Source organism: Mycobacterium noviomagense (assembly GCF_010731635.1).
GTDB classification, from domain to species: domain Bacteria; phylum Actinomycetota; class Actinomycetes; order Mycobacteriales; family Mycobacteriaceae; genus Mycobacterium; species Mycobacterium noviomagense.
Map to the genome: position 1 here is coordinate 1217889 of NZ_AP022583.1, position 20667 is coordinate 1238555.

A 20667-nucleotide genomic window follows, 5' to 3' on the forward strand; every position below is an offset into this window, starting at 1 on the left:
GGCTCCCTGTGAGCACAGGCTTCGCCGCACGCTGCCCCATACTGGAGGTCAAGAAGCGAGCGTCATCATCGCAGTCGCGGCCGCCGGACCGGCGGGACGCTCCGGGCAGAGTCGAGGTTGTCGTGGCCAAACGAGCGGGCGGTAGAGCTCGCCATCGTGCGACTCCGGTGCGCTCCCAGCTGCGCCGGAGGCTGGCCCGTGGCTGCCTGGCGCTGGTCTCCGTCGCAGCGGTGCTGCTGACCGGTGCGGGCTGGTGGGTGGCTCACGGCGCGCTGGGCGGGATCACTGTTTCGCAGGCGCTGGGTTCTGAGGACCCTCGCTCCAGCGGCGGGGCGATGAACATCCTGCTCATCGGACTGGACTCGCGGAAAGACCAGGACGGCAACGACCTGCCGTGGGCGATATTGAAGCACCTGCATGCCGGAGATTCCGATGCCGGCGGCTACAACACCAACACCTTGATCCTGGTTCACGTCGGCGCCGATGACCGAGTGGTCGCCTTCTCGATCCCCCGCGACGACTGGGTGCCGTTCAGCGGGGTGCCGGGATACAACCACATCAAGATCAAGGAGGCGTACGGGCTCACCAAGCAATACGTCGAGCAGAAGCTCGTCGACAAAGGATTCGGCGACCAAAAGGAACTCGAGACCAAAGGCCGCGAAGCCGGCCGGGCGGCGACCTTACGGGCGGTGCGCAACCTCACCGGTGTACCGATCGACTACTTCGCCGAGGTCAACCTGGCTGGCTTCTACGACCTCACCCAGAGCTTGGGCGGCGTACGGGTGTGCCTCAAGCACGCCGTCTACGACGAGTATTCCGGCGCCGACTTCCCCGCGGGCCGCCAGACGCTCAACGCCGAGCAGGCACTGTCGTTTGTCAGGCAGCGCCACGGCCTGGAAAACGGTGACCTCGACCGCACGCATCGCCAGCAGGCATTCTTGTCCGCGGTTGTGCGCCAGCTGCAGGATTCCGGCACCCTCACCGACCTGAGCAAGCTCAAGAGCTTGATCGCGGTGGCCCGTAAAGACATCGTGCTGTCCGCCGGCTGGGACGAGAACCAGTTCCGCCGCGTAGCCGCGCTTGCCGGCAGCAACGTCGAATACCGGACCCTGCCCGTGGTGCGTTACGACAACATCGACGGTCAAGACGTCAACATCGTCGACCCGGCCGCGATCAAGCGCGAGGTGGCGGCGGCGTTCGGCACCAGTGAGTCCACCACTCCTACCACCAGCACGCCGAACCCGGCCACCGTCGTCGACGTCGTCAACGCGGGCAGTGTCTCCGGAACGGCCAGCAAGGTGTCGCGCACCCTGCGCCAACACGGCTACACCGCCGGCCAGGTACGCGACCGGGCCCGCGGCGAACCTACCGACACCACACTCACTTACGGTGCGGGCGCGGCAACCGACGCGCACACCGTCGCCGAGCTACTGGGCATCGACGCGCCAGACCACGCCGATAAAACATTGAGTCCCAACCGGATACGTGTGATTCTCGGGGACGACTACACGCTGCCGTCGTCGTCACCCTCCGATGAGACGACAACAAGCTCAACGCTTTCCGGCTCTTATTACAAGTCACACGCCGCCACCTCGACCGAGCCGACGCCGGATCGGGGCGCACCGATCGACGGCGGTGGCGTGCCCTGCGTGAACTAAGCAGCCTTACGGGTCAAAAAGCCCAGAACGACGCTGACGAACGCGTCTTTCGCTTCGATCATCGTCCAGTGCCCGCAGTTGGGAAATACGTGTAGCTCCGCATTCGGGATGGTCTGCATCGGAATCAGCGCCATGTCCAGCGGACTCACCCTGTCGTCGCGGCCCCAGGTGATCAACGTCGGCGCCTTGAGCCGATGCATGATGGCCCAGGGTTGCGGTGCCTTCGACGCTTCCATGGCCTTGGTCATCTGAGCGAATGAGTCCTTGGAGTACATCCGCCGGGCGGCGCCCAGAGTCGCGGGGTCGGTGGCGTGGCGCCAGCGCTCCTCGATCAGTTCCTCGGTGACCACCGCCGGGTCATACACCATCGAATGCAGCCAGCGGATCAGCCGCTCGCGGCTGGGATCCTCGGTGAACTCCTGTAGCAGCCGAATGCCTTCGGGCGGGCCGGGACTGAAGACGTTGCGGCCGATGCCGCCGATGGTCACCAGACGCCGCACCCGCTCGGGGTTGGCGATCGCATAGTTGATCGCGACCGCGCCACCCATCGAGTTGCCGACAATGTCGAGCGCGTCAAGCCCCAGTGCATCGACGAACCGCACCACCGCATCGAACGCGGTGAGCATGGGATGCCCACCGAAGTCGTCGCTGACCCCAAAGCCAGGGAATTCCAAGACCAGGCAGCGGAATTGCTCGGCGAACTCGCCGAGCACTCCACGAAAGTTGCGCCACCCCGTCACGCCCGGGCCAGATCCGTGCAGCATCAACAGCGGCGGCCCATCGCCGGCTTCGTGATAGCGCAACGTGCCAGGTTCAGTGGCGATCTCGCGAAGCGTGGCGTCATAGTCCACATCCACGCTCATGCGTGGGTACCACCGTCGATCCGGATTTCGGTGCCGGTGATAAACGCGCCGTCCTCGGACACCAACATGGCGACCACTCCGGCCACAGCTGCCGGAGCGGCCATCGGGGCTCCACTGGATTCCAGAGTGGTCGCCAAAATCGGCGAGAGCCGGCCGAACAGTGACCAGTCCGAGTCAGCGGGGAGGTATCCCGCTGTGGCGTCGGTGATTCCGGACTTGATGCTGCCCGGCGCCACGGACACCGCACGCAGCCCTTTACTGGCGTACTCGAGTGCGAGCGCATGGGTGAACGACTGGATGCCGCCCTTGCTCGCGGCGTAGGCCGCCATGTAAGGGTGCGCGAAAGACGCTGACGTGGAGCTGAAGTTCACGATGGTACTGCGCGGGTTTTTCAGCAGCGCCGGAAGCGACTCGCGCACCACGAGGAAGGTTCCGGTCAGGTTGACGTTGATGATCTGGTTCCACAGTTCCGTGCTGGTCTGGTGCGTGTGTGAGGCTCGCAGCATGCCGGCCGCGTTGACCAGTGAGTCCAGGCCGCCCAGGGCCTCGACGGCCTGCTGCACGCCCTGCACTACCGACTTCTCGTCGCCGACGTTCATCTCCACCGTGGTGAGGCGCTCACCCGACCCGGCTTCCTGAGCCTGGGCGCGGGTCTTCTCCAAACCGTCCACCGCGATGTCGGCGCCGACCACCGCCGCGCCCTCGTCCAGCAGCCGCAGCACGGTGGCCTGCCCGATGCCCGAAGCCGCGCCGGTTATGAGGATGCGGTTTCCCTCAAGTCGCTTCATCTCTACTCCCGTCTGGCCACTTCAGGATGATTTGATCATTGTGAACCCCTTGTAGCCGGCCCCGGCCACCTCGGCGCAGATGTCGTTGTAGACGGCGAACCCACCGACGAACAACATAAAGACCCGCGGCTTGCCGGGAACGTTGGCACCCATGTACCAGGAGTTCGCCTTGGGGAAGAGCGTTGCCTCGGCGCGCTGGACGCACTCGGCGATCCAGTTGTCCACGGCTTCCGGGGTGGCCTCGATGGCGGTGTAACCGTGCTCGTCGAGATAGGCGATGCAGTCGGCAATCCAGTTCACGTGCGCCTCGGCATGCAGCACCATGTTGGCCAAGACGCCCGGCGCGCCCGGCCCGGTGACGATGAACAGGTTGGGGAACCCGTCCACGGCGAGACCCAAATATGTGCGGGGCCCGTCCTTCCAGTCCTCGCGCAGCAGTTCGCGACCACGGCCGACGATGTCGATGTTGGCTAATGCGCCCGTCATCGCGTCGAAGCCGGTGGCCAAGACAATCATGTCCACGTCGTAGTGGGCGCTGCTGGTGTTGATTCCGGTGGCGTCGACAGATTCGATCGGGGTCTGGCGGACGCTGATCAGCTCGACGTGCGACTTGTTGAAGGTCTGAAAGTAGTTGGTGTCCGTGCAGATACGCTTAGTGCCGATCGGGTGGTCGTTGGGGATCAGCAGATCGGCCACCTCAGGATCATCGATGACCGCGCGGACTTTCTCCTCGTAGAACTTCCTCGCTTCCTCGTTGGCGGCCGGGTCGATCATCTGGTCGGCGAAGGTCTTGGAGAATAGGACACCGCCCAGCTGCCAACGTTTTTCGAACGCCGCTCGACGCTCCTCGGGCGATGCTTCCATCGTCTTCTGGTGATGAGGAACATGCGGTGAGCCGCCACCACTGCGCCACGAAAGCCGGCGCCGCTCCGCGTAATTCGCTTTGATCTGCGCCATGTCCGCAGCGGTCAGCGGCTTGTTGCCGGCCGGAACGCTGAAGTTGGGCGTGCGCTGGAAAACATAGAGTTGTGCCGCCTGTTCTGCGATTACCGGAATCGATTGGATGCCCGAGGAACCTGTGCCGATCACCGCGACGCGCTTCCCGCTGAAATCAACAGGTTCATGGGGCCAATGGGCGGTGTGGTACACCTCGCCGGCAAAGCTGTCCAGTCCAGGGAAATCGGGTGTCAGCGCAACAGACAGTGAGCCGGTGGCCATCAGGCAGAACCGGGCGGTGACGACGTCGCCGTTGTCGGTGGTCACTGTCCAGTGCAGCGTTTTCTCGTCGAAGACCGCTGAGGTGACCCGGGTGTTGAAGGTGATGTCCTTGCGAAGATCGAGTTTGTCGGTGACCCAGTTGATGTAGCGCAGGATCTCGGCTTGTGTGGCATACTTCTCGGTCCAGTTCCACTGCTGCTGCAGTTCGTCGGAGAACGAGTAGCAGTAGTCGATACTTTCGACGTCGCAGCGGCAACCGGGATACCGGTTGAAGTACCAGGTGCCGCCGACGTCGGGAGCGGCTTCGAACACGCGCACCGACAACCCCTGCGAGCGCAGTTTGTGCAGGGCGTACAGGCCGGCGAATCCGGCGCCGACAACCACGGCATCAAGGGGCACGACGGGACGGTAGACCTCTACGTCGGCCCCCAACGAGTTGCTTCCCGGTCACCGGACGCCTTGCCTCGTCGGCCCGGATTGGTGGGCATCTACGACGGCCCCGCCCGCGGCGAGATGCACGTTTTACAGACCGGCTCTCGCACTTTTCCTGCAAAACGTTGGTTTGGCGCGGTCTTGAATAGCTTCACCCGCACAACGCGTTGATTGCCGAGGCGCGAGCGCCCCGACGACCACAGCACGCAGAAGTTTCCGCTCACCGGGATCGCCTTCGGTTCGGCACGGACTGCGGTAGACCATTACTAGGGCCCACCCACGTAAGGATGAACGATATGAGCGAGCGGGTAATCGACCGGGTAATGGCAATGGCGGATCAGTTGCGCAGCCAGGCCGCAGAAGCCGAAAAAATTGGCCGGCTGACCGACGATACCGTCAAGCTGATGAAGGGGGCCGGCCTGATCCGGCTGTTGCAAACCAAGCAGTACCAAGGGTTTGAGGCCCATCCCCGCGAGTGGGCCGAGACGGTGATGGCAACCGCAGCCCTGGATCCGGCCGCCGGCTGGATCGTCGGCGTCGTAGGGGTGCACCCCTACCAACTGGCCTATGCCGACCCGAAGGTGCCCGCCGAAATCTGGGCCGACGACGTCGATACCTGGATGGCCTCCCCCTACGCGCCGCAGGGTGTGGCCAAGCCTGTCGACGGCGGCTACATCTTCAACGGTCGCTGGCAGTTCAGCTCGGGCACCGATCATTGCGACTGGATCATCCTGGGCGCGATGCTCGGCGACGACAAGGGTGTGCCGTTGATGCCGCCCCAGATGCTGCACATGATCCTGCCGCGCAAGGATTACGAGATCGTCGAAGACTCGTGGAATGTTGTGGGGCTGCGCGGAACCGGTTCCAAGGACGTCATCGTCAAGGACGCGTTCGTCCCGACCTACCGGACGATGGATGCGACCAAAGTGATGGACGGCACCGCCCAGCGCGAGGCTGGCATGACCGAGCCGCTGTATCTGATGCCGTGGTCGACGATGTTCCCGCTGGGCATTTCCGCGGCGACCATCGGCATCGCCGAAGGAGCGCTCGCCGCACACTTGGACTACCAACGCGAGCGCGTCAGCGCCACCGGAACCGCCATCAAGGACGACCCCTACGTCATGTATGCCATCGGCGAAGCAGCAGCCGACATCAACGCCGCCCGCCAGGAGCTGCTTGCCAACGTCGACCGCATCTACGACATCGTCGCTTCAGGCCAGGAGGTGTCGTTCGCGGACCGCGCGGCCGGTCGGCGCACGCAGATCCGCGCGGTGTGGCGTGCGGTGTCGGCGGTCGACGAGATCTTCGCGCGCTCGGGCGGGAACGCGGCGCGGATGGATAAACCGCTGCAACGCTATTGGCGTGACGTGCACGTCGGCCACCTGCACGCCATCCATGTCCCCGGCACCGCCTACCACGCATCTGCACTGAGTTCGCTGGGCATCGATCCGCCCGAGGGTCCGCTGCGGGCATTGATCTAGGAGGCGACCGTGAGCGATCTGAAAAGCCTGGGCTACATCACCATCTCCACCAACGACATCGAACGCTGGCGGCATTTCGCCTTCGGTGTCTTGGGGTTCGCCGAAGGCAAGGGTCCTGACGCGTCGGCGCTGTACCTGCGGATGGATGAGCGCGCGGCCCGGCTCATCGTGGTGCCCGGCGAAACCGACCGGGTGCTCACCGTCGGCTGGGAAGTGCGCGACCACCCGGCCCTGCAGCGGGTTAAAGCAGCCCTCGACGGCGCCGGGCTTGCGTTCAAGCAGTTGTCCACCGACGAGGCCGAGGCCCGCCGGGTGGAAGAGGTGATCACCTTCGAGGATCCGGCCGGTACCACGCTCGAGGTGTTTCACGGTGCGGTGCTCGACCACAGCCCTGTCGTCACCCCGTTCGGGGCGAAGTTCGTCACCGGCGACCAAGGCATGGGCCACGTCGTCGTGCCGGCGACCGACCCCAATGCGCTGTTCGACTTCTACACCGATTTGCTGGGTTTCCGGTCCCGCGGCGCATTCCGCGTACCGCTGCCCAAAGAGTTCGGTCCGGTGCGGGTGCGCTTCCTCGGCATCAACGAGCGCCACCACAGCCTGGCCATTGTCCCAGCCGCACACCAGCGCGACCCGCGCCTCGTCCACATCATGGTGGAAGTGGACAGCCTCGACACGGTGGGGCAGGCGCTGGACCGCGTCAATGCCGAGGGTTTCCAGCTGTCCTCGACGCTCGGGCGGCACACCAACGACAAAATGGTGTCGTTCTACGTACGCGCGCCCGGCGGCTGGGACATCGAGTTCGGCACCGACGGTATGCGAGTCGACGAAACCTATTACACCGCAGAAGAAATCACAGCCGACAGCTACTGGGGTCATCAGTGGGTGAGCGACCTCCCGGTGGCGATGCGCCCGTGACACTCGGCGCCGACGTGCACCCCGTCTCGGCGTCGTCGATCGGCACGTGGGACTACGAGGCCGACGTCGTCATCGCCGGATACGGGGTCGCCGGCGCGGCCGCGGCGGTCGAGGCCGCCAGATCCGGTGCCGACGTCCTGGTGCTTGAACGCACCGGCTCGTGGGGCGGGGCGGCGGCCATGGCCGGCGGGTTCATCTATCTGGGCGGTGGCACACCGTTGCAAAAGGCTTGCGGTTTCGACGATTCCGTCGACAACATGGCGGCCTTCCTTAATGTCGCGATGGGGCCCGGCGCCGACGAGAACCGAATTGCCGACTACTGCGCCGGCAGCGTGGAGCACTTCAACTGGCTGGTCGACTGCGGCGTGCCTTTCAAGGCGGAGTACTTTTCCGAGCCCGGCTGGGAGCCGATGGGCGACCAGGGCCTGATGTACAGCGGCGGAGAAAACTCCTACCCGTTCAACACCATCACGACTCCTGCGCCGCGCGGACACGTGCCGCAGATGTCGAACAAGAAGCAGGGCGAAGCGAGCGCCGGCTACATGCTGATGAAACCGCTCGTGGACACCGCCACCGGCGCTGGCGCGCGGGCCATCTATGACGTTCGGGGGCAGCGACTGGTCGTCGAATCCGACGGCCGGGTCGTGGGACTGTGCGCCCGCCAGTACGGCGATGAGGTGACGATCCGTGCGCGCCGCGGAGTGGTGCTGGCGATGGGCAGCTTCGCCTACAACGACACAATGGTCGCCCAGTACGCGCCGCGGATCGCCGGGCGACCGGCCGCGTCGATCGAGCAGCACGACGGTCAGGCGATCAGGATGGCGCAGGCGCTGGGCGCCGATCTGGCCCATATGGACGCCACCGAGGTGGCGATCTTCATCGACCCGCAGCAGTTGGTGCGGGGCATCCTGGTCAATGGCCGCGGCCAACGTTATGTCCCCGAGGACACCTACCCGGGGCGCGTCGGGCAGCTCACCCTCTACCATCAGGACAACACCGCGTACCTGATCGTCGACGAGGCCGCGCAGGAAGAAGCGATGGCATCGTGGTCGCCTCGGTTGATGCTGCGCCAGCCGACGTGGGTGTGCGAAACCGTTGCCGAGCTCGAGGGCGAGATCGGTTTGGCGCCCGGCTCACTGCAGGCCACCGTGGCCGCCTACAACGACGGCGCGACCCGCGGCGAGGATCCGTTGCTGCACAAGAAGTCCGAGTGGTTGCGCCCGATCGGGTCACCGGTCGGTGCGATCGATCTGCGCGAAAGCACCGGCGGGTTCACGCTCGGGGGGTTGAAGACCACGCTGGATTCCGAGGTGCTGCATGTCAGCGGGGAGCAGATCCCCGGTCTGTATGCGGCAGGCCGCTGTACGGCTGGGCTGGCCGCGTGGGGGTACGCCAGCGGGATCTCGCTTGGCGACGGCAGCTTCTACGGCCGCCGCGCCGGTCGTGCCGCGGCCAAGGGCTGAGCCTTCCGCTATTCATCGAGGTCAGCGGCGTGGACTGCTTCGATTTGTGGCGTGCGTGTGACAACGACCACACCTGTATGGTACAAACAGGCATATTTCTATTAGAAATATCAGGAGGACGTGCCGTGACCGCCGAATCCACCACCCCAAGTGCCGTCATCGACCGGGTGTCGTTGGTGCTCGACGCTTTCGACGGTCCGGGCCGGTTGACGCTGGCCCAGATTGTGCGGCGCACCGGCCTGCCGCGCTCCTCCGCACACCGCATGCTCGAGCGGCTGGTGCAACTGCGCTGGCTTCGCCGAAGCGGTCGCGACTATGAACTCGGCATGCGACTGGTCGAACTGGGATCCCTTGCGGTACACCAAGATCGGCTGCACCGGGCTGCGTCACCACTGCTGCATGATCTCCACCGGGCCACCGGGATGGTCGCCCACCTGGCCGTCCTCGACGGCGCCGATGTGGTGTACCTCGAGAAGGTCGGCGATCAGATGGTCGCGGCGATCCCCAGCCGGGTTGGTGGACGCCAGCCGGCACACTGCACAGCGGTGGGCAAAGCGATCCTCGCGTACAGCGACGGCGCCGACGCGATCGATTTCGCCGGCCGCAAAACCAGATACTCGATCAGCAGCCTGGCGCAGTTGACCGCCGAACTGGCCAAGGTTCGCGCCCGCGGAATCGCATTCGACCGGGAAGAGTCCTTGCCCGGATTCGGTTGTGTTGCAGCGCCGATCGGCGATCCGGGTGAGGCCATCGCAGCCGTGTCGATATGCGGACCGATGAGCCGGATCATGTTCGACCGGCGCATGGCCGCGCCGGTGCGCATGACGGCAATGAACATTTGGCGCAATCTCGAAGACGGTCCGCAGCGCGTGGCGCCGACGCTGCAGCCGCTGCGGCCGTTGTGCGCCGGCCTCGCACTTGGTCGCGCCCGCGAATCGGCTGCGCTGCAATACGCATGAGGCTTCCGTGACGACTGCGCAACCTGCCACCATCCCGGCCGGAATGCCCTTGCGCGACACGGTGGTCGACCTTCTCGTCATCGGCTCCGGGACGGGAATGGCAGCGGCTTTGACAGCGCGCGAGTGCGGATTGAACGTATTGATCGTGGAGAAGTCGTCTTATGTCGGCGGCTCGACCGCCCGTTCCGGCGGCGCATTGTGGTTGCCCGCCAGCCCGATCCTCGAGGAACACGGCGCTGTAGACACCGTGGAGCGTGCCCAAACGTACCTCGCCTCGGCGGTGGCAGGCACCGCACCGGGCAAACGATCCGCCGGTTACCTGCGCAACGTGACCGGGACGGCTGACATGCTGCGCCGCACCACCCGGCTCAAGCTGGCATGGGCCAAGGACTATTCGGACTACCACCCCGAGGCGCCGGGTGGCACCGCGCAGGGTCGGACCTGCGAATGCCGACCGCTGAACACGAAGATCCTCGGCGAGTACCGGACCCGGCTGCGCCCCGGGCTCATGGAGCCCAAGGTTCCCATGCCCACCACCACCGCTGACTATCGGTGGATGAACCTGATGGTCCGGGTTCCGCGAAAAGGCATGCCGACCATAGCCAAACGCCTCGCCCAAGGGGTGGGCGGACTGCTGCTGGGCCGGCGTTACGCCGCGGGAGGGCAGGCCCTGGCCGCAGGACTGTTCGCCGGTGTTCTGCGCGCGGAGATCCCGATTTGGACTAACACCGCACTTCATCGCTTGACCATGGACGGCGCGCGGGTCACCGGCGCAGTGGTGGGCCACAACGGCCACGAAATCACTGTCGGCGCGCGGCGAGGCGTGGTGCTTGCCGCCGGCGGGTTCGATCACAGCATGGACATGCGATGGAAGTTCCAGTCCGAGTCCCTCGGCGAGCACATGAGCCTGGGCGCCGAAACGAATACCGGCGACGCAATCCGGTCCGCTCAAGACGTCGGCGCGGCAACCGATCTCATGGATCAGGCATGGTGGTTTCCGGCCGTGGCACCGCTGCCGGGCGCGGCACCTCCCGTGATGCTGGCCGAGCGGTCCCTGCCCGGCTCGCTGATTATCGATCAGCACGGGACACGGTTCGTCAATGAGGCAACGGATTACATGTCATTCGGGCAACGTGTCCTGGAGCGGGAACGCTCGGGTGATCCGGTCGGATCCATGTGGATCGTCTTCGACCAGCAGTACCGCAACAGCTATGTCTTTGCCGGCAAGCTGTTTCCGCGGATGCCGATTCCGCGGGCGTGGTTCCAGGCGGGGATTGCCCATCGGTCGGACGAGCTCGCTGAACTTCCCGACATGATTGGTGTTCCCCGATCAGAGTTCACCGCTACCGTGACGCGGTTCAACGAGATGTCGCGAGCGGGGTATGACGCGGAGTTCCACCGCGGCAGCAGCGCCTACGACCGCTACTACGGCGATCCGACCATCGCTCCGAACCCGAATCTGCGCGCCCTCGACAAGGGCCCGTTCTATGCGGTGAAGATGGTGCTCAGCGACCTGGGCACCTGTGGCGGTCTGCGCGCCGACGACCATGCGCGGGTGCTGCGCGAAGACGGCAGTGTGATCGAAGGCCTATACGCGATTGGCAATACCGCAGCGAACGCATTCGGGACCACTTATCCCGGCGCCGGCGCCACGATCGCCCAGGGATTGGTGTACGGCTACATTGCCGCCCGCGCTGCGGCCGGAGTGTGATCAGTCCGGTTCCTCGGCGTTGGCTTTCTTCTCGATCTCGTACCAGAATTCGGGTGAGGGCCAAGGAGTTTTCGTGGGCCCGCCTTCCTTGGCTCGGGGGAACCTGGCTTCAGCTTCGTCGAGCTCTTTGATCATCTTCAGCGCTAGTTCCCGTTCGTTGGCGTAATACCGCTCGGCCCACTGTAACGCGACGCGGGCATATGCCCACGACGGATCCGCAGCGGCCCACCTAGCATCCTTCGCGGCCTTGCGCTGCATTTCGTCGGCATACTCCACGTGTTCTTGCAGCACCTCTTTGAGCCGTCCCGGGCTGGTGAGATGCGCCAAGGTCACCCGCAGCAGCGGCCCATGCTTGAGCGTCGGTGGATCGACCGGTGCCTCGTTAGCCCAACGAGTCACCGCGTCCAGCCCGGCTTCAGTGATCTTGTACAGCCGGCGATTACGTGCGCCACCAGTGTTCTCGACACGAGAAGTCACCAGTCCCAGCTGCTCCAGCTTTTTGAGCTCAGAGTAGATCTGGCTGTAAGCCGGGCTGCCGTAGTAGAAGCGCATACTCCAGTCGATCCACTTTCGGATGTCGTAACCCGAAAGCTCGTGTTCGTAGGACAGTATGCCGAGCAGTGCCCAGCTGGTCGCCGCGAGATTCGGCCACTCCGGCGGATCGCTGCCTGCCATTCGACTAGGTTAACCGCGCGCAGGCGCCAGACGCTTGAGCGCCAATCCGCCTTCGAATGGCCGGTAGCCGAAAGCAGCCGGGGCGTGGTAGCCGGTGTCCTCGAGCGGAGTGTGCACCTCGTCGACCGTCGGCCCGATCTTGGCGGCAACCGGTGCCAACGCATCAAGGTCGAAGCGGTACAGCCGGCCTGCGTTGCCGCCCAATATCTTTCGGCATTCGTCTTCCGACCTGTTGTGCAGCGCCCAGCGGATGGCCAACCTTGAGTGCGGGGTGAAGCCCTCCTCGTGCGGATAGTCACTGCCCCACATGATGTGGTCGGCCCCCATGAAATCGATCATCCCCGCGTCGAAGGGCGCCAGCTCGCTTGCCAGATAGAGGTTGCGCCTTGCGTATTCGCTCGGGCTCATGGTCAGCGCGTCGACCGACGACCCGCCGAACATCCCGTAGGTGCGGTTGTGCGCTTCGGATTTCATGGTCGGCACCATCGCGTCAAGTACCGCCAGTTGCTGCTGGACCCACAGCGTGCCCTGCTCGGTCGGCACGAACCGCAGCGTCGGGTAGCGCTCGAACACGCCGGCCAGTATCAGGTGGCCCAGCGTGCGCTGGGCCCACAGTGCCATCTCGGTGATCAGCACCGCGTTGGACGCCGGCTGGTCCATCGGCATCTCAGGGCTGCCTGCGCCCGCGTGCTGTACCACCGTCAGGTCCAGCTCCGCGCACAGCGCCCAGAGCGGTTCATAGCGGGTATGGAACAGCGGGGCGACGTGCGGATCGCCCGGTGAGACCGGCGGGATGAGCACCCCACCGAAGCACTCTTGCCCGGCACCCCACCGGACCTCTTCAACGGCCAGGTCGATGTCGTTGGGGAAGATCTGAATCAGGCCGCGACGCCGCGTGGGAGCCAGCGAGCAGAAGTCGACCTGCCAGCGATTGTGCGCCTGGACGCCGGCCCAACGCTTCTCGAACTCGTCGCGGGTGCGGGGCAGGCTGATCGTGATGTTAGGGGTGGTTGGGAAGAACGGCGGAACGGTGTTGGGCAGCAACACCTCTCCCGCGACCCCGTCGGCGTCCATTTCGGAGATCCGGAGCTCGTGGTCCCAGTTCCGGTTGGCCGTCGCGATGATCAGGTCGTCGAACGGGCTGACGTAAGTTTTGGCCCAGGCGTCGAACTCGTCGTGCAGATGTGCGGGCAGATACTGCTTGTAGTCGTAGAGATCGGCCCCGGCGTGGGTGTCCGTCGAGATGACGACGTACCGATCGATCGTGTCCCAGGTTGCAGCCATCGGATCCTCCGGCGTTGTTGCTATCCCAGGCTAGTCTCCCGGCTGGGCCGGCGATCGCAAGATCGTCATCTCATTGAGCGGAAGCTCAGCCGCAGAAGCGGGCATGGTGGATGTCATGGAAATTGGATTCATCGGCCTGGGCAACATGGGCCGCGGCATGGCCGCCAACCTCGTTAAAGCGGGCCACCACGTCACCGTGTACAACCGCACCGCCGCCAAGGCGGAAGCCCTTGCCCAGCAGGGCGCTATCCCCGCTCACACCGTGGCGGACGCCTGCCGCGGACAGGCCGTAGTCACGATGCTGGCCGGCGACGAGGCGGTCGAAGAGGTCACCTACGGCGAGCATGGCATCCTCGCGTCGCTGGCGGCCGGTGCCACCCACGTCTCGTCGAGCACCATCAGCGTCGGCCTGTCCAAGCGCCTGGCCGCCGCGCACACCAGCGCCGGTCAACACTATGTCGCCGCGCCGGTGTTCGGCCGACCCGAAGCCGCTGCTGGCGCAAAGCTTTTCGTCGTCGCGGCGGGCGAACCGCAAACGCTTGACCCCTTGACACCGCTGTTCGACACGATCGGGCAACGCACCTTCGTGGTCTCCGAGCAACCGCACACCGCCAATCTGGTCAAGCTTTCCGGCAACTTTCTGATCGCGTCGGTCATCGAGTCACTGGGTGAGGCAATCGCGCTGGTCGGCAAGGGCGGTGTGGATCCGCTGCATTATGTCGACATCCTCACTTCGACGCTGTTCAGCGCGCCCGCCTACCAGACCTATGGCGGGTTGATCGCGCGCAAAGAATTCGAACCCGCCGGCTTCGCAGCCACGCTGGGGCTCAAAGACATCAAGCTGGCACTGGCCGCCGGCGACGAGCTTCGCGTCCCACTGCCGCTGGGCAGCCTGCTGCGCGACCGGTTCCTGACCCTGGTGGCCAACGGCCACGGCGATCTCGACTGGTCGGCGATCGCCGCGCTCGCGGGCCGCGACGCCGGCAGCGGCTCAGACCACTCCGCGTAGCCCGTCGGCCCCGAACACCGGCTCCAGCATCGCGCTGAAATCCGGGCCGCGCCGCAACGCGTGCCCGCCGTCGACGTTTATGACCTGCCCGGTAATCCAGCTGGCGGCATCGCTGAGCAGGAACATCGCGAGGTTCGCGACGTCTTCGACCTCACCCACCCGCGGCAGCGGGGTGCAGACCCGGTAGTCCTCGCTCAATTCCGGCGACTCGGTGATCGCCGAGACCAGGTCGGTGCGGATCAGCCCCGGCCGGATGCCGTTGACGCGCACCCACGACGGGCCCAGCTCGTCGGCGGCCAACATCATCAAGTGGTCGACCGCCGATTTGGTCACTCCGTAGGCGCCGAACCACCGGTGGGTGTTGCTGGCTGCGATCGAGGAGATCCCGACGAACGATCCGCCGCCGCCGTGAACCAACTCACGCGCGGAATGCTTGAGGACATACATGGTGCCGTTGACGTTCAGGTCGACGGTGCGCCGCCACGCCTCCGAATCGACCTGGGTGATCGGGCCGATGGTCTCCGACCCACCCGCACAATGCACCACACCGTGCAGCCGACCGTGCCATGCGGTCGCGGCGCCGACGACCTGTGCGATCTCGTTCTCATCGGTGACGTCGGCCGGTTCCAAGCGGATGGCACCGGCGCCGGCCTTCTCGATTTCCTTGGCGGCGGACTGCAACTTGTAGGCATCGCGCCCGACGATCATCACCGACGCTCCCGACGCAACCAGCCCGGCGGCCACCGCCTTGCCGATCCCGCTGCCACCGCCGGTGACCAGGTATGTCCGGTTTTCGAACGAAAGCTGCACGCCGACTCCTCTGGCCAGGTTGCGCGAGCAGACGCAAAAGCACCTCATTTTGGCCCAAAATGGGTGCTTTTGCGTCTGCTCGTCCCCGATTATGGCTCGTCGCGGCGGGCGATCTTTGACGGCTTTGCGTTGCGCCAGTCCTCCACATCGGGCGGCAGCCCCACGGGATAGCGGTTTTCGTTGCGCGCCGCCCAGTGCGCATGTCCGAGCTCGTGAACATGGAACGCGTGCCGCAGCGCCTCGGTGAATCCCATCGCATCGGACGCGGCGTTCACCGAGTCTTTGATCAGCAGCGCCGCCATCGTCGGCCGCTCGGCAATGCGCCGCGCGAATTCCAACGTCTTCTCCTCGAGCTGGTCGAGCGGAAAGACCTTGGACACCATGCCGAGCCGGTACGCCTCGTCGGCGTCCAACGAATCACCGGTCAACAGCAGTTCTTTCGCTTTACGCGGGCCGAATTCCCAAGGGTGAGCGTAGTATTCGACGCCCGGCATACCCATGCGGACGCCGACTACGTCGGAAAACTTCGCGTTGTCGGCGGCGACAATGAGGTCGCATGCCCAGATCAGCATCAGACCTGCGGATATTGCATTGCCCTGCACCTGAGCGATGGTGATCTTGCGCAGGTCCCGCCAGCGGCAGGTGTTCTGGAAATAGAAGTGCCATTCCTGCAAAAACGTTTTCTCGGCGATCGGATCGCGGGTGGCGCCATACCCGCGAAACGTCGGATGCTGGGCCGGACCGGGCTTGCGTTCGGCCAGCGCGGCCTCGGAGCCCAGGTCGTGGCCGGCGGAGAAGTTCCTGCCGCGCGCCGCCAGGATTACCACCCGGACTTCGTCATCGGCCTCGGCGCGTAAGAATGCCTCGTCGAGCTGGACCAGCAGGGTGCGGTTCTGGGCGTTGTGCGCCTCGGGCCGGTTGAGCCAGACCCGGGCGATGCGGCCCTCGTCGAGCGTCTCGTAGGTCACCAGCTCAGCGGATTCACTGTTGACCGCGCCGGTGCCCACATCGTCGTGGACTGCCATTCGCCACCTCACCTGGGTCGTCAGATCCTTACAGATTACGGCTACCACGTAACGCGTCCGTTGGCGGGTTGAGGCGAGGCGCCTGCGGCCCAAAGCGCACTTCGCCTACAGTGATGTCATGCCTTCCAAGTCTGACCCCGGCGAAATCGGCGACGTGGAACCGTTGACTGACAGCACCGCAAGCCAGGCCAGGCGCGTCGTTGCCGCCTACGCAAACGACGCCGACGAGTGCCGGATGTTCCTGTCGATGCTCGGCATTGGACCCACGAAAAACGAGACGTAAGTGGCTCCCGGGGAACGCCGGGGCCACAAAGGTTCGGGCCCCGGGGACTCCGACTTCGTGGTGGTCGCCAACCGACTGCCGATCGATATGGAGCGGCTCGCCGACGGGTCCACCACCTGGAAGCGCAGCCCCGGTGGGCTGGTCACAGCGTTAGAGCCGCTGCTGCGCCGTCGCCGCGGAGCCTGGATCGGTTGGCCCGGAATCGTCGATGCCGACGAAGAGCCCATCGTGGCGGAGGATCTACGGCTGCATCCCGTGCGGCTGTCCGCCGACGACGTCGCCCAGTATTACGAGGGGTTCTCCAATGCGACCCTGTGGCCGCTGTACCACGACGTCATCGTCAAGCCGATCTACCACCGCCAATGGTGGGACCGCTATGCCGAGGTCAACCACCGCTTCGCCGAAGCGACGTCACGCGCCGCCGCTCGCGGCGCAACCGTGTGGGTGCAGGATTACCAGCTGCAACTGGTCCCGAAGATGCTGCGCGAGCTGCGTCCGGATCTGACCATCGGTTTCTTCCTGCACATTCCGTTTCCGCCGGTCGAGCTGTTCATGCAGCTGCCGTGGCGCACCGAGATCATCGAAGGACTGCTCGGCGCCGACTTGGTGGGCTTTCATTTGCCCGGCGGCGCTCAGAACTTCTTGTTCTTGTCGCGGCGACTCGTCGGGGCCAACACCTCCCGCGGCGCGGTGGGTGTCCGCTCGCGGTTCGGTGAAGTCGAGCTGGGCTCGCGCACCGTCCGGGTGGGCGCCTTCCCCATCTCCATCGACTCAGCTGAACTGGACCACAAGGCCCGGAACCGCAGTATCAGGCGACGGGCCCGCGAAATCCGGGCCGAACTCGGCAACCCCCGCAAGGTCCTGCTCGGTGTCGACCGGCTCGACTACACCAAGGGCATCGACGTTCGGCTGAAGGCTTTCAACGAGCTGCTCGCCGAAGGCCGCGCCAAGCGCGACGACACCGTGCTGGTCCAGCTGGCGACCCCGAGCCGCGAGCGCGTTGAGAGCTACCAGATCCTGCGCAGCGACATCGAACGCCAAGTCGGCCACATCAACGGTGAATACGGCGAAGTCGGCCATCCGGTGGTGCACTACATCCACCGTCCCGTCCCTCGCGACGAGCTGGTTGCGTTTTTCGTCGCCGCCGACGTCATGCTGGTCACACCGCTGCGCGACGGCATGAACCTGGTGGCCAAGGAATACGTCGCCTGCCGCAGCGACCTGGGCGGCGCGCTGGTGTTGAGCGAATTCACCGGCGCCGCAGCCGAATTGCACCACGCCTACCTCGTCAACCCGCATGACACCGAGCGCGTCAAGGACGCGATCGAGGCGGCGCTCAACCAGCCTGTCGAGGAAGGGCGCCGACGGATGCGCGCGCTGCGACGCCAGGTGCTCACCCATGACGTCGACCGCTGGGCAAGATCGTTTCTCGACGCGCTCGCCGAGGCCCAATTCGGCAGGCGCTGAAACGGTGACCTCGCCGCTTCCCCGGCTGCGATAGGCGACGCAGCGCTCGCTGATACGAACGGGCACAGGCGCCACGGCGAAGGTTCTTGTGAAACCGGTCGCCTGCCGACATAAACTGCGTCCCCCGCCTCATCCACCATCGACGGCGCGCGATGGCGGCAATCACCACGGCCCTCAATAGTGGACCGAACCCGCCGATCTCCTGTTCTCCGAAATGGCGCGGAGGTGCGCGTTTTCCCGCCTAGTAGGGTGACGCGCCGTCGGGAGGCCATGGGGTCATGCCGCCTTCCAACGGCACGTCCAGCGACCGAAGAAGCGCCGAGAACAGCCGCCAGTTTCCGATCGCGGCCACGAGTTCTACCAGCACGGCCGGGTCGTCGCCGAGCACAGTCCGACACGCTTGCCAGGTCTCATCGGAGATCATGCCGTCACGCAGCGTCTCGTCGGTCGCGGCCAGCACGGCCCGTTCCACCGCGCCAAAGTGATCGGCATTTCGCCAGTCGCGCACCGCAAGCAGGTCACGTTCGGGTACAGCGACAGCGCGTGCAACTCTCCAGTGCTGCGTCCATTCGTAAACTGAGCCGGTCGCCCAGGCTATGCGCATAATGATCAGCTCGCGTAGGCGGGCGTCGAGCGTTCCAGTCCACAACAGCTCATTGAGCATGCCGTTCAGCGCCGCGGCGACGCCCGGCTGATGCAAGGCGATCCGGAAAACCGAGAGTTCGGCGATGGCTTGCGGAAGGCCACGTTCGGTAGCGCGTCGGCGGGCCTCTTCGGTGTCAAGCATCGGGATCCGCTCTCCATTGGCCATGGTCTATTCCTTCGAAATCGAGTGGCCCGATGCCATCACGTCGGGCGCGTGAAGTGTAGGTACGGAGACACTGTCTGGCGGTGGCGTGGGGTCGTCCGCCGCTCGCGGGCGCGTAAAGCAGCGAGGCGTTCGGCCGAATGCGACCACTCGCGGGACGACGCGTGCGTCGCCGTTCATCGCAGTTCGAACCTCGCATGACCCCCACCGGGCTGCAGGTCAATCCTGTGACCGACGAACATCCCGCCCGACATGGCCGCCGCCAACTCGTGGTCGTCACTGCGCGCCACCACACGTCTGCCGTCGGGCATGCGGGCGAATACCGGTACCCATGACGGTTGGCCGCCGCGACCATACACAACGGTATAGCCGTCGATCCTTGCTGTTCCCTTCGCCTCAGCGGGTACAGCAACGGGCAGACCAGTCGCGTCGATCGATGCTTGGCTTGCCGCCATGGCCGGCGTTTGCCATCCCAGCGGCGGTGGCGTCGCGGACCACAGCCCCAGCGAGTGCTTGCTGATGTACCAGCCCATTCCCGAGATGAGCCCGATCCCCTCAGGTTCTTCTCGGCATCGCCGCACCATCTCTACGATCGCGTGGCTGACGTAGTTGTTGCCCGGACCGCCGTGGTACGGCAGGCCGCCGGTGATGGAAAACCCACGCGCGTCGTACGGATCAAGGCCCAATGCCTCGATCGCCACCTCGACGGCTGCGGGGAAGCACGAGTAAAGGTCGAACCACTTGACGTCGTCGACGGAGATTTCGGACGCGTCGAGCACGGCGCGGCCTGCGGCACGGATTCCCGCTGATCGGCTGAGATCGGGCCGCTGGGCGGGGAAGTATACGTCGTTGCAACTCGCCGCAGACCACGGGAACACCCACCGATCGCGGGGAATGCCCAGCTCTTGAGCCACCTCGGCCGCCGTGATCACGAACGCGGCTGCCATGTCGACGGTGATGATGCTGTTCATCAACTTGGGGTAAGGCTCACACACCATCCGGTTTTCCGGTGTCACTGTGGACAGCTCTTCCGGCGTGCGCTGGATTGGGAACCACGCCTGGTCAGGATGGCTTGCCGCCTCAGCGGTGAAGGGGGCCATCAGCTCCCCCAGCCACCTTCGCTGCTCGTCGAGGGTACGGCCCGACCGTGCCGCGATCGCCGACTCGAAAATCGGGTAGACCTCATGCGGCCAATGCAAGCCCGCACCTAACTCGACCGGACTCAGCCCGGGACGCGGGTCACCCAGCGACTCGTCTTCACAACCCACGGGTTGGGGATCGGCGAGCCAACGCCCCGCTTTTACCCGGCGGGCAGAGTTGCCACTCTCGGCGCCGACGATAAGCGCGACGTCGAGAGCGCCGCGCCTGATGTCGTTGCCGAGTGCCTCGACGAGGTACTGCGGGGTGTTGCCGCCCACTGGGCAGCTGATCCGCCGGCGAGGGGCCAGACCGACCGCCTCCGTGATTCGGGAAGCGGGATGATCACGCGGAATCAGCAAGATTCCCGGCGTCGCCACGGCGTCGACCCGATGTCGGATCCGGACACCGGCGTCATCGAGGGCTCGGCGAGCGGCCTCCGCAGCCAACTGGACCGGGTCGACCACGTCGTCGTCGCGATGGGTGATCTCGCCGCCCGCCACGACAACGGGTATGCGCGGCGCGACGGTCACAGCCGCGGCGGCCGGCCGACCGGCATCAGTTGCCTGTCATGCCGGACGGCGGGGGGGCATACGCAGAGTCAGAGAATCTCTGCGCACTCCACCCGCGCAACTGTTCGGATGAGACATGACGCGTATCATGTCACATCGGCCCGGG

General features: G+C 65.3%; 18 protein-coding genes. 9 read left to right on the top strand and 9 right to left on the bottom strand.

What is annotated here, in order from left to right; genetic code table 11:
• Window positions 1-122: 122 nt before the first annotated feature.
• Entirely contained in the window at window positions 123-1658 is a 1536-nt protein-coding gene (locus G6N15_RS05695) for an LCP family protein (RefSeq protein ID WP_083085585.1), read from the top strand.
• On the opposite strand, the gene G6N15_RS05700 is transcribed toward G6N15_RS05695, so the two are convergent.
• The 3 genes from G6N15_RS05700 to G6N15_RS05710 are packed head-to-tail and all read right to left on the bottom strand — an operon-like array spanning window position 1655 to window position 4926.
• A complete protein-coding gene (locus G6N15_RS05700) occupies window positions 1655-2521 on the bottom strand; it encodes an alpha/beta fold hydrolase (RefSeq protein ID WP_083085378.1) in 867 nt (288 codons plus the stop codon). The two genes, G6N15_RS05695 and G6N15_RS05700, sit on opposite strands and share 4 nt — an antisense overlap.
• Window positions 2518-3309, bottom strand: coding sequence for an SDR family NAD(P)-dependent oxidoreductase (locus tag G6N15_RS05705; protein ID WP_083085380.1), 792 nt, complete (start codon window positions 3307-3309; stop codon window positions 2518-2520). Before G6N15_RS05705 ends, G6N15_RS05700 begins: the two co-directional genes overlap by 4 nt.
• Before the next feature lie 21 nt (window positions 3310-3330).
• Window positions 3331-4926 (bottom strand): flavin-containing monooxygenase, encoded by a 1596-nt coding sequence (locus tag G6N15_RS05710; RefSeq protein ID WP_232070359.1) that lies wholly within the window; start codon window positions 4924-4926, stop codon window positions 3331-3333.
• Window positions 4927-5255: 329 nt separating this feature from the next.
• Between G6N15_RS05710 and G6N15_RS05715 the strand changes: the two genes are divergently transcribed.
• From G6N15_RS05715 to G6N15_RS05735, 5 genes are all read left to right on the top strand, one after another.
• Window positions 5256-6440, top strand: a complete 1185-nt coding sequence (locus G6N15_RS05715) for an acyl-CoA dehydrogenase family protein (protein WP_083085385.1) — start codon at window positions 5256-5258, stop codon at window positions 6438-6440.
• A 9-nt stretch (window positions 6441-6449) separates the two neighbouring features.
• Window positions 6450-7358 (top strand): biphenyl-2,3-diol 1,2-dioxygenase, encoded by a 909-nt coding sequence (gene bphC / locus G6N15_RS05720; RefSeq protein ID WP_083085388.1) that lies wholly within the window; start codon window positions 6450-6452, stop codon window positions 7356-7358.
• The gene (locus G6N15_RS05725; RefSeq protein WP_408632413.1) at window positions 7322-8821 is read left to right on the top strand and encodes an FAD-dependent oxidoreductase; all 1500 of its coding nucleotides are present in this window, start codon (window positions 7322-7324) and stop codon (window positions 8819-8821) included. The genes bphC and G6N15_RS05725 overlap by 37 nt, the downstream gene beginning before the upstream one ends.
• Window positions 8822-8946: 125 nt before the next feature.
• The gene (locus G6N15_RS05730) at window positions 8947-9780 is read left to right on the top strand and encodes an IclR family transcriptional regulator (RefSeq protein WP_232070360.1); all 834 of its coding nucleotides are present in this window, start codon (window positions 8947-8949) and stop codon (window positions 9778-9780) included.
• A 7-nt stretch (window positions 9781-9787) separates the two neighbouring features.
• Entirely contained in the window at window positions 9788-11491 is a 1704-nt protein-coding gene (locus G6N15_RS05735; RefSeq protein WP_083085391.1) for a 3-ketosteroid-delta-1-dehydrogenase, read from the top strand.
• Here G6N15_RS05735 and G6N15_RS05740 read toward each other — a convergent pair whose 3' ends face one another.
• Entirely contained in the window at window positions 11492-12166 is a 675-nt protein-coding gene (locus G6N15_RS05740) for a PadR family transcriptional regulator (RefSeq protein WP_083085392.1), read from the bottom strand. It abuts the gene before it with no gap.
• A gap of 9 nt (window positions 12167-12175) precedes the next feature.
• Complete coding sequence (locus G6N15_RS05745) at window positions 12176-13450, bottom strand: amidohydrolase family protein (RefSeq protein ID WP_083085393.1); 1275 nt, start codon at window positions 13448-13450, stop codon at window positions 12176-12178.
• A 115-nt stretch (window positions 13451-13565) separates the two neighbouring features.
• On the opposite strand from G6N15_RS05745, the gene G6N15_RS05750 reads away from it, so the two are divergent.
• Window positions 13566-14459: an NAD(P)-dependent oxidoreductase gene (locus G6N15_RS05750; protein ID WP_083085589.1), complete on the top strand. Its 894-nt coding sequence runs from the start codon at window positions 13566-13568 to the stop codon at window positions 14457-14459.
• Here G6N15_RS05750 and G6N15_RS05755 read toward each other — a convergent pair.
• Both G6N15_RS05755 and G6N15_RS05760 read right to left on the bottom strand, forming a co-directional pair.
• Entirely contained in the window at window positions 14442-15269 is an 828-nt protein-coding gene (locus G6N15_RS05755) for an SDR family oxidoreductase (protein WP_083085394.1), read from the bottom strand. The two genes, G6N15_RS05750 and G6N15_RS05755, sit on opposite strands and share 18 nt — an antisense overlap.
• 89 nt (window positions 15270-15358) lie before the next feature.
• Window positions 15359-16294 (bottom strand): enoyl-CoA hydratase, encoded by a 936-nt coding sequence (locus G6N15_RS05760; protein WP_083085395.1) that lies wholly within the window; start codon window positions 16292-16294, stop codon window positions 15359-15361.
• A gap of 118 nt (window positions 16295-16412) precedes the next feature.
• Here G6N15_RS05760 and G6N15_RS05765 point away from each other — a divergent pair, with 118 nt between their 5' ends.
• Both G6N15_RS05765 and G6N15_RS05770 read left to right on the top strand, forming a co-directional pair.
• Window positions 16413-16577: a hypothetical protein gene (locus G6N15_RS05765; RefSeq protein ID WP_139797705.1), complete on the top strand. Its 165-nt coding sequence runs from the start codon at window positions 16413-16415 to the stop codon at window positions 16575-16577.
• The gene (locus G6N15_RS05770; protein ID WP_083085396.1) at window positions 16578-18044 is read left to right on the top strand and encodes an alpha,alpha-trehalose-phosphate synthase (UDP-forming); all 1467 of its coding nucleotides are present in this window, start codon (window positions 16578-16580) and stop codon (window positions 18042-18044) included. It begins immediately after the preceding gene.
• A 241-nt stretch (window positions 18045-18285) separates the two neighbouring features.
• Here the strand turns inward: G6N15_RS05770 and G6N15_RS05775 are convergent, their stop codons facing one another.
• Window positions 18286-18855 (bottom strand): carboxymuconolactone decarboxylase family protein, encoded by a 570-nt coding sequence (locus G6N15_RS05775; RefSeq protein ID WP_083085397.1) that lies wholly within the window; start codon window positions 18853-18855, stop codon window positions 18286-18288.
• Window positions 18856-19028: 173 nt separating this feature from the next.
• A complete protein-coding gene (locus G6N15_RS05780) occupies window positions 19029-20522 on the bottom strand; it encodes an acetyl-CoA acetyltransferase (RefSeq protein WP_083085398.1) in 1494 nt (497 codons plus the stop codon).
• Window positions 20523-20667: the final 145 nt, after the last annotated feature.

Coding starts and splice junctions, on each gene's coding strand:
- G6N15_RS05705 (WP_083085380.1), bottom strand. CDS start 3,309: ATGAAGCGACTTGAGGGAAACCGCATCCTCATAACCGGCGCGGCTTCG.
- G6N15_RS05765 (WP_139797705.1), top strand. CDS start 16,413: ATGCCTTCCAAGTCTGACCCCGGCGAAATCGGCGACGTGGAACCGTTG.
- G6N15_RS05700 (WP_083085378.1), bottom strand. CDS start 2,521: ATGAGCGTGGATGTGGACTATGACGCCACGCTTCGCGAGATCGCCACT.
- G6N15_RS05745 (WP_083085393.1), bottom strand. CDS start 13,450: ATGGCTGCAACCTGGGACACGATCGATCGGTACGTCGTCATCTCGACG.
- G6N15_RS05715 (WP_083085385.1), top strand. CDS start 5,256: ATGAGCGAGCGGGTAATCGACCGGGTAATGGCAATGGCGGATCAGTTG.
- G6N15_RS05740 (WP_083085392.1), bottom strand. CDS start 12,166: ATGGCAGGCAGCGATCCGCCGGAGTGGCCGAATCTCGCGGCGACCAGC.
- G6N15_RS05760 (WP_083085395.1), bottom strand. CDS start 16,294: ATGGCAGTCCACGACGATGTGGGCACCGGCGCGGTCAACAGTGAATCC.
- G6N15_RS05775 (WP_083085397.1), bottom strand. CDS start 18,855: ATGGCCAATGGAGAGCGGATCCCGATGCTTGACACCGAAGAGGCCCGC.
- G6N15_RS05750 (WP_083085589.1), top strand. CDS start 13,566: ATGGAAATTGGATTCATCGGCCTGGGCAACATGGGCCGCGGCATGGCC.